Here is an 8,452-nt window from a genome sequence, read left to right on the forward strand (position 1 = left end):
ATTAAGCCGCCTTTCGTTGACAAAATCGGCGAAGGAAAAGGCGGGCGGTTATCAGCGTTATCTGAAGCCGGAAGGTCGCATCTTCTTCCTCGGATAGACCCGGATGCCCACCATGCGGGTGCATCCGGCTCATCAGCCCCTGAATGTATTGGGGTTTCTGATTGTTTGCATTCCACTCATTGTAGTCTGCGAGCAAGAACGGCGGCTGGACGCTAGCGCCAAGGAAATCGCGCTTTGCCTTGCTGTCATCGCCGCCGACATAACCAAGAGCGACGGCAATTTCGTTCAGGTAGCTCTCATAGAAATTGCGAAGCTCACCATTGGCCGAAGACCATTCGCCCCTCTGAAATGCCGACACCGCTTGTTTCAGATGCCCCCTGGCGACGGTGAATCCGCTGCGATCCAGAAGGGTAACAACTTCGCTCTCAGCTTCCCGGAAATCCAATCCGGGAATGTCTTCCGGCAGCATCCGCACAAGCGTCAGGATTTTTTTGGTCGCTTCGCCATCCCAAGAAAACCTAGAGGTAACGCTGATCTCCGTTTCCACAACCTCGAAGCCATCGAACCGAAGGCCCGCAACCAGCCTGTTCCACGACACTGAATCTCGGCGCGCCTCGGGAGCGGTAATTGCGGTCTCGACCAGCGCCCGTTCAAGCGAGACTCGGCCATTTTCGGTCATCACGGTAAGTTCTTCGTCGCAGGCGAGCTTCGCCCAGCTCGCAACGCGCGCAGACTTGCTGGATGCACTGCATCGCCCATCAATGCCCCATTGAACCTCCAAGACTTCCATATCGCTGTGCGAATTGAAGTCGGCAGCTACCTCGGCAGCGGCAACGATAGTCATGCGATTGAACTCGCTCATGCCGCCCCGGCTCTCTTCTTTTTTGCCGTTGCGCTAGGTGAGGCGGTCATCTTCGTGTAGAGTTCAAACAGCTTCTCCAGCCGCTCCGTGTCATTGCGAAAGCGGCGGCCGACATAGATGCGCTCCAATACCTCGTCGTTGCGCTCATGCGCCTCGCGCAAGTCGGCGGGCATATGATCGGGATCGTAAAGGTCTGCAATGGTCGCCGGGAAATGCGCCTCGCGCGCCAACAGAATGTCCTCGGCGCAGCGGGTCAGGTCCGCCTTATTCTTCTCGGTAAGACCGGTAACAGGTAGGGGGAAGGTGTTCCAGCCGAGCGTGTTGGAATAGCGGTATCGGGTTTCCAGCTTGCCACATACGGTGGCAATCCAAACAAGATGTAAGCGCGAGGCAATCAGCGCGAGGTTCCAGAGGGGAGCGTCGTATAGGCCATAAGCGGCGTTCGTCGGCGTCGTGTCACTACCTACGAGACCGACCGGCAGATATGGCCTTCGTTCCGACGAGTGAATAGGAACCACAAGCGTAGATTGCTGCCCTATTCGCATGAGCTTCAATTGATGCGGACGCTTTGCCAAAATGGTTCTTGCACCCTTATCCGGACTTGCGAGTCTGAGCGCTCGAACTGCTTCGATTCGTTGGTTTACCGCTGGAATTTTTGTTGCATCACTTAGATTCTGATCTTCGATCCAAAGGCAAAATCTGGCCGTTCCATTTATAAATTCCTCGGACCCTACTATTCGCCGTGTCAAACGCTCGCACTGATCGGCCGACAATGCCAGTGCTTCTAGTTCGCTGCGACTTAGAAGCAAATGGCCGCCGTCGCTGGGCTTATTGCCGAACTCCATTACTGCAAGGCCAGGGCTGGGTTGACCTTGCTTCTCCACGATAATCCGTGGGCCGATGGTCAGATACGGAGTGATAGAGGCGCCCTCACGGATGACAACTGCACCGTTTTCCTGATGTTCGTAAAGTTGTCGTGACGAGCTTGTTTCGGCCGACAGGCCAAGAATTGCAACCGTCACGCCCGCATTATGGCTGGCAAGGTTCGCCCAACGAAAAGATGTAAATGCGAAGAGAATGTCGCAACCTGCGCCGTAGATGATAGGCCAAAGGATCGGAACCGACTGGCCTTGGCATATCGAATTAGTGCAGACGAACGCGGCTCGTCCCCCTGCCGCAGTTACATAGTCCGTTGCCTTAATTACCCATCCGCAAACGTAATCGAGAAATCCCGTCGAACTACTGCGCGCGCCAACGATGGCGCGTATTTCGGCTTTCTGTTCAACGGTCTGCCAAGTGTTACCAAGATAAGGTGGATTACCACAGATGTAGGTCTCCCCGGCCTCATTCTCGAAGTCGATCTGCGCCTGATTCAGCGGCGTATGAAACAGGTCGTCGGCATGGTGCTTCACGCCGGTCCCGGTCGGCGGGCATACGCTCAACCAATCGAGCCGCAGGGCATTGCCGCAGGTGATCCAGTTCTGCGCGTCGAGCGGCAGGAACTCGGCCAGCGCCAGCTTCTGCCCGCGATACAGCACGTCGCACTGGAACTCGGCAATGATAAGGGCGAGGCGGGCAACCTCAGCCGGGAAGTCGCGCAACTCGATGCCGCGAAAGTTGGTCAGCGGAATCTCGGATGCGCGGTCGGCTTCGCCGCGCCGCCTGTTGATCTCGGCCTCGATAGCCCGCATTTCCTTGTAGGCAATGACAAGGAAATTGCCGCTGCCGCAGGCGGGATCGAACAACCTGATCCGCCCCATGCGTCGCCGCAGGTTCAACAGCATTCGGCTATTGTCGCCCGCCTCCTCAAGCCGCGCCCGCAGGTCGTCCAGAAACAGCGGGTTCAGCACTTTCAGGATGTTGGGAACGCTAGTGTAGTGCATCCCCAGCGCGCCGCGCTCATCATCGTCAGCGACGGCCTGAATCATCGACCCGAAAATGTCCGGGTTGATCTTCGTCCAGTCGAGGCTCCCGATATGGAGTAGGTAGGAGCGCGCGATCTTGCTGAAACGCGGCACGGCAAGGCTGCCCGAAAACAGCCCGCCGTTCACATAAGGGAAGGGATTGGCCCAGCGGGCGATGCCGGCCGCCTCGCGCTCGGCGATCGGCGTGTTCATGGCGCGGAACAGCTCGCCGATCACCTCATGGGTGTTGGACGAATCGCGGTCGCTCATCTTCTCGACCGTGCCGGTGAAGGGATAGCTGCGGTGGAAGATGTCGGTATCCTCGGCGAAGAAGCAGAAGATCAGCCGGGCCATGAAATGATTCATGTCGGGGCGGCGGTCGGCCGCGCCCCAGTCGGGGTTGTCCTTCAACAGCTCCACATACAGCCGGTTCAGGCGCCCGGTCGCCCGGATGTCGAACGAGCTTTCGCGGATTTGCTTGACCGTCGTGATCCCGGCCAGCGGCAGGAAGAAGCCGAAATGGTTGGGGAAGTCGGCATAGGCGCAGGCGACCGTCTCGCCGGACTCCAACTCCTCGGCCTCGAAGCCGTCGCCATCGGTGGCGAGGATGAACCTCACCTTGGTCTTCGCCGTGGCGGGGCTGGCTCGCAGCGCGGCAAGCGTCTGCGTCACCGAGCCGGGCGCGGCGACGGCGATATGGATGTTGTTCCGTTGGAGAACGCCGCCGGGCAGGTCGGATGCGTTGGTCGATCCGGCGCGCAGCCGCTTGATCGTGGTGTCCTTGTTCCCGAAGGCTTGCAGGAAGGCGAACGGGAACTCGCCGCCGTCGAACGGCAGCTCGGCAAGCGCCGATATGGCTTCCTCGATCTCGACGGCGTTCATAAATCCCCTGCACCGGCCTTCATGCCGGTCGTCCTTATCTGTTGCTCCTCGACCTTGCGCTTGATCCAGCTTGCGATCGCCTGCCGCTCGAAGCGCCACGACCCGCCGACCTTGAAGCCGGGAATCTCGCCCGCGAGGGCGAGCTTGTAGGCGGTCTTCTCATTGAGCTTGAGAAGCTCGGCCACCTCCCGGATCGTCAGTATTTCGTCGGCCATGCGCCCGCCGTGAGTCGCGCTCCGTGAAGCATACAGAGGATCAGAGAAAATTCGAGAAGATAGTGGTGGTCGACGGTCCTCGCGGCAAATTACGGCAGGAGCCGAAGCCGCCGTAGCATCATATTGGAAAATCCGCCCTGAAAGCGGATTTTTAAGAATGATCCGATGATAGTATCATATTGAAAATTCCGCGCTAAGAGCGGATAGTAAGATATGATCCGAGTCGAACGATCGGCCTTATCCTCCTACGCCTCCGGCCTGCTCGCCAGGGGCCGGGGGGTCTTTTCTGCGGATGAGGCGCAGAAGGAGATCGGCGTCAGCCGGGGCGCATTCCTCGACGCCGCCGAGCGATTGCAGCGGCGCGGCCAGCTCATCCGGCCTCGGCGCGGCTTCTACGTGGTCGTGCCGCCACAGCACGCCACGACGGGAGCGCCGCCGCCTGAATGTTACATCGACGCCCTGATGCACCACGAAAAGCGACCCTATTATGTGGGGCTACTGGCCGCGGCGGCGGCCCACGGCGCTTCCCATCAGGCCGTCATGGAGTTTCAGGTCGTCACGGACAAACTCCTGCCCGACATTGAGGCCGGACGGACGCGGATCGTCTTTTCCTACCGCAAGGACATGGCGGCGGTGGCGGCGGGGATCGAGGATCGCAAGACGCAATCGGGCTATATGAAGCTGTCCTCGCCGGAACTCACGGCGCTCGATCTGACGCGCTACCCGCAATCCGGCGCGGGCCTGGACAACATCGCGACGGTGCTTTCCGAGCTTGCCGAACGGCTGCAACCCAAAAAGCTCGCCTCCTTGTCGGGCGCTTTCGAGAAAGCAATCGTGCAGCGCCTTGGGCATCTGCTCGGACGGCTGGGGTATCCGCAGATCGCGGAGACGATGTTCGCGGCATTGTCGGCGCGCGGGCCGCTGCCGTGGGTCGAACTCGATCCCAAACAGGTGGGCGATCCCGATTTGTCGCCGCCGCCATCCGAACGCGATGAACGCTGGCGCGTGATCGTTCGCCGACCGCCGGAGATCGACGAATGATCCCGCAGGACTACATCATCGCCTGGAGCCGCGTCGCACCGTGGGCTGGCCAGCGGCAGGTCGAGCAAGACCTCATCATCAGCCGCGCGCTTGTCGCCATCTTCTCCGATCCGTTCCTGCGCGGCGAACTGCGCTTCCGTGGCGGCACGGCGCTCAACAAGCTGCATTTCCCCGTACCGCTGCGCTACTCGGAGGATATCGACCTCGTGCGGACGAGCGCCGGACCGATTGGGCCGGTCCTCGATGGTGTTCGCGCTGTGCTGGAACCATGGCTTGGCAAGGCAAAGTCCGATCCGAGCCCCGTCGCGCCGAAGCTTCGCTTCCGCGTCGATGCAGAAGGCGAGCCCGCCGACGTTCGTATCAACCTAAAGGTTGAAATCAACACGCGCGAGCGGGAAGCCTACGATCCGCCCATCGAGATTCCGTTCGGCGTCGAAAACCCGTGGTTCACCAGTGAGGCGGCGATCCCGACCTTCTCGCGGGAGGAAATGCTGGCGACCAAACTGCGGGCCTTGCTTCAGCGCAACAAGGGCCGCGATCTGTTCGACCTCGATCACGCGCTCACCGTGTTCGAGGGGCTAGACACCGCCCGGATCGTCGAATGTTTCCGCCTTTACCTCGAAAAGGCGGAGATTGCGATTTCGAGGGCCGAGGCGCAACAGCGCATGTTCCAGAAACTCGCCAATCCGACCTTCTTCACCGACATGCGCCCGCTGCTTTCGACGGAACGCGCCAAGGCCCTGACCGACGAAGCGCTCAAGGCCACCTTTGTCCGAGTGATGAAGGAACTGATCGACCGGATACCCGGCGACGAATGGGCGAAGGCCGGGGAAATGCGGGAACGGTTCGGAGTCTAGGCATGTGTGTCGATGCCAACACTTCGGCCGTCCTCGAACGCCTCTTTCCCTTTCACAGTCCAGAGCGCCAACGCCTTCTCGCGCTCGTCGCTTCGGAGCTTGTCGGCCATCCAGAGCAGCGCGCCGTAGATGATGGCGCGGTCATCGCCGGTCAGGTCCACGATTCCGGCTTTGACGACGAGGCCGCCGAGTTCGATCAGATGTCGTGTGCGCTTGCGGCGCTCGACCTGCCAGGCGCGCATGTCATGCCGCGCCTGCGCCGCCTGATGACTGTTGCGCGCCACTCTGTTGCGCCGAAGCGCCGCCACTGTCGCGGCCAGGCGTCGATGCAGTTCGTCGCGACCGGCCATGAAAGTACGCGGCCCCACGTTTCGCCCATGCCTCCCTCTTTCCGGCATCCTTGGTTTCCGTCAGCACGATCAGAGCGCCCGCCAATTCGTGGGCGCTGAGTGCGTCGGCTCCGGTCGAAATGACCAGCTCGCCAAGCTGTTGCACCTTGCGGTTTCTGAGGTCTCGCGCCTTGTGTTCGAGCGACTTCAATTCCGCGTCGAAGTCCCGTGGCTTGCGCATCATGTCCTCCACATGCTGTCGATGCAACGATGATAGCCGAGCGGCTACCGAAATGATGTAAGGTTGCCGGGACAGTTGGGGACGGCGTGGTCCCTCCCGAGAATTTTTCGAGGGAGGGCGCGCTTATACGTCGTTCCGACGTGCGCTTCGCTGTGATGATGTTCGGATCGCGATGGCGATCTATCATCTTCACGTCAAGGTCATCGGCCGCAAATGCGGCTCCAGCGCGGTGGCGTCCGCCGCCTACCGCTCGGCCACGCGGCTGCGCGACGACAGGCTCGGGCGCAGTCATGATTTCTCGGCCAAGCGCGGCGTCGTCCATTCCGAGGTGATGCTCCCGGAGAATGCGCCGGAGGCGTGGAAGGACCGCGAACGACTTTGGAACGATGTCGAGGCGCTCGAGGTCAGGAAGGATGCGCAACTCGCCCGCGAAGTCGAATTCGCCCTTCCTCGCGAGATGACGGAGCGCCAGGGCATCGAACTCGCCCGCGACTTCGTGCGGTCCGAATTCGTAGACCGGGGCATGATCGCCGACCTCAATGTGCATTGGGATATGGCCGAGGACGGAATGCCGAAGCCTCACGCGCATGTCATGCTGACCATGCGCTCGGTCGACGAGAAAGGCTTCGGTCCGAAGGTGCGGGAATGGAATCGCACCGAGTTGCTCGAACGCTGGCGAGAGCGTTGGGCAGAGCTTGCCAACGAGCGTCTGGCCGAACTCGACGTTGACGCCCGCATCGACCATCGCAGCCTGGAAGCGCAGGGCATCGTGCTGGAGCCGCAAAGCCAGATCGGCGCGCCCGCGCATCGCATCGAAGGCGCCGGTATCGAGGCTTCCGACCGCGTGGAAATGCATCGCGAGATCGCGCGTGGCAACGGCGAGCGCATCATCGCCGATCCCGCCCTGGCGCTCGACGCCATCACGCATCAGCAATCGACCTTCTCACGGCGCGACATGGCGATGTTCGCCCACCGGCACAGCGACGGGAGCGACCAGTTCAATGCGGTGATGGGCGCGATACAGGAGGCGCCCGATGTCGTCCAATTGGGCAAAGATGGACGAGGCGAGGATCGCTTCACCACACGCCAGATGATCGAGACCGAGCAACGCCTGCACGGCGCTGCCGACCTCATGGCTGCGAAGGAGCGCCACGAGGTCGGTGACAGGGACCGTGAAGCGGCGCTGGCGCGCGCGGAAGCACGCGGTCTCGTCCTTTCGGGAGAGCAGGCCGACGCGCTGGCGCATGTCACGGACGGGCGCGATCTTGGCGTCGTCGTTGGTTATGCCGGAACGGGGAAGAGCGCGATGCTGGGTGTGGCGCGCGAAGCTTGGGAAGCGGCGGGCTACGAGGTTCGTGGCGTGGCGCTGTCCGGCATCGCCGCCGAGAATCTCGAAAGCGGATCGGGCATCTCGTCGCGCACCATCGCCAGCCTGGAACACGGTTGGAAACAGGGCCGCGACGTGCTCACCGCGCATGATGTTCTGGTGATCGACGAGGCGGGCATGGTCGGCACGCGCCAGTTGGAGCGCGTGCTGTCCCATGCCGCCGAGGCCGGCGCCAAGGTGGTGCTGGTCGGCGATCCGCACCAATTGCAATCCATCGAAGCTGGCGCGGCGTTCCGGTCTATCCACCAACGTCACGGTGGGGCGGAGATCAGCGAGGTGCGCCGCCAGCGGGAGGACTGGCAGCGCGACGCAACGCGCGATTTGGCGACCGGCCGAACCGCCGATGCGCTCCATGCCTATGACAAACATGCCATGGTCCATGCCGCTGCGACACGGGAACAGGCGCGCGACGATCTGATCGACCGCTGGGATCGCGACCGGCAGGCGTCGCCGGGCCGCAGCCGCATCATCCTCACCCACACCAATGACGAGGTGCGCGCCTTGAACGAGGCCGCGCGCGCCAGGATGCGCGACGCCGGAAATCTCGGCGACGAAGTGCGCCTGGTGGTCGAACGCGGTGAGCGCAGCTTCGCGAGCGGAGATCGCGTCATGTTCCTTCAGAACGAGCGCGGCCTCGGCGTCAAGAACGGCACGCTCGGCGCCATCGAAGAGGTCAGCACGCAGAGCATGAGCGTGCGCATCGATGATGGCCGTTCGATCGTGCCCCTGGAGAT

At 61.7% G+C, this 8,452-nt stretch carries 8 protein-coding genes; 3 read left to right on the forward strand and 5 right to left on the reverse strand.

All coding sequences use genetic code 11. The annotated features are described in order from the left end of the window. Nucleotide 1 precedes the first annotated feature (1 nt). Genes A1351_RS14295 through A1351_RS14305 form a run of 3 tightly spaced genes read right to left on the reverse strand, consistent with a single transcriptional unit; the run spans nt 2 to nt 3,863 of the window. Nucleotides 2–862, reverse strand: a complete 861-nt coding sequence (locus A1351_RS14295) for a hypothetical protein (RefSeq protein ID WP_064033311.1) — start codon at nt 860–862, stop codon at nt 2–4. Continuing rightward, complete coding sequence (locus tag A1351_RS14300) at nt 859–3,648, reverse strand: DNA methyltransferase (protein ID WP_064033312.1); 2,790 nt, start codon at nt 3,646–3,648, stop codon at nt 859–861. Before A1351_RS14300 ends, A1351_RS14295 begins: the two co-directional genes overlap by 4 nt. After that, the gene (locus A1351_RS14305) at nt 3,645–3,863 is read right to left on the reverse strand and encodes a helix-turn-helix domain-containing protein (protein ID WP_064033313.1); all 219 of its coding nucleotides are present in this window, start codon (nt 3,861–3,863) and stop codon (nt 3,645–3,647) included. Before A1351_RS14305 ends, A1351_RS14300 begins: the two co-directional genes overlap by 4 nt. A 213-nt stretch (nt 3,864–4,076) precedes the next feature. On the opposite strand from A1351_RS14305, the gene A1351_RS14310 reads away from it, so the two are divergent. After that, nucleotides 4,077–4,904, forward strand: a complete 828-nt coding sequence (locus A1351_RS14310; protein WP_064033314.1) for a type IV toxin-antitoxin system AbiEi family antitoxin — start codon at nt 4,077–4,079, stop codon at nt 4,902–4,904. After that, nucleotides 4,901–5,761, forward strand: a complete 861-nt coding sequence (locus tag A1351_RS14315) for a nucleotidyl transferase AbiEii/AbiGii toxin family protein (protein WP_064033315.1) — start codon at nt 4,901–4,903, stop codon at nt 5,759–5,761. Before A1351_RS14310 ends, A1351_RS14315 begins: the two co-directional genes overlap by 4 nt. Here the strand turns inward: A1351_RS14315 and A1351_RS14320 are convergent. Together A1351_RS14320 and A1351_RS24005 are read right to left on the reverse strand one after the other, a co-directional pair. Continuing rightward, entirely contained in the window at nt 5,758–6,003 is a 246-nt protein-coding gene (locus tag A1351_RS14320; RefSeq protein WP_024880393.1) for a conjugal transfer protein TraD, read from the reverse strand. The genes A1351_RS14315 and A1351_RS14320 overlap by 4 nt on opposite strands. A gap of 1 nt (nt 6,004) precedes the next feature. Then, nucleotides 6,005–6,331, reverse strand: a complete 327-nt coding sequence (locus A1351_RS24005) for a conjugal transfer protein TraD (protein ID WP_198162420.1) — start codon at nt 6,329–6,331, stop codon at nt 6,005–6,007. Between the two features lie 172 nt (nt 6,332–6,503). On the opposite strand from A1351_RS24005, the gene traA reads away from it, so the two are divergent. Next, on the forward strand, nt 6,504–8,452 hold a 1,949-nt coding region (gene traA, locus A1351_RS14330), incomplete at its 3' end, for a Ti-type conjugative transfer relaxase TraA (RefSeq protein WP_064033317.1).

This window comes from Methylosinus sp. R-45379 (assembly GCF_001644125.1).
Lineage (GTDB): Bacteria > Pseudomonadota > Alphaproteobacteria > Rhizobiales > Beijerinckiaceae > Methylosinus.

Excerpts from the sequence above, each read along its gene's own strand:
- A1351_RS14310 (WP_064033314.1), top strand. The coding sequence starts at position 4,077 with ATGATCCGAGTCGAACGATCGGCCTTATCCTCCTACGCCTCCGGCCTG.
- A1351_RS14305 (WP_064033313.1), bottom strand. The coding sequence starts at position 3,863 with ATGGCCGACGAAATACTGACGATCCGGGAGGTGGCCGAGCTTCTCAAG.
- A1351_RS14295 (WP_064033311.1), bottom strand. The coding sequence starts at position 862 with ATGAGCGAGTTCAATCGCATGACTATCGTTGCCGCTGCCGAGGTAGCT.
- A1351_RS14315 (WP_064033315.1), top strand. The coding sequence starts at position 4,901 with ATGATCCCGCAGGACTACATCATCGCCTGGAGCCGCGTCGCACCGTGG.
- A1351_RS14300 (WP_064033312.1), bottom strand. The coding sequence starts at position 3,648 with ATGAACGCCGTCGAGATCGAGGAAGCCATATCGGCGCTTGCCGAGCTG.
- A1351_RS14320 (WP_024880393.1), bottom strand. The coding sequence starts at position 6,003 with ATGCGCGCCTGGCAGGTCGAGCGCCGCAAGCGCACACGACATCTGATC.
- A1351_RS24005 (WP_198162420.1), bottom strand. The coding sequence starts at position 6,331 with ATGCGCAAGCCACGGGACTTCGACGCGGAATTGAAGTCGCTCGAACAC.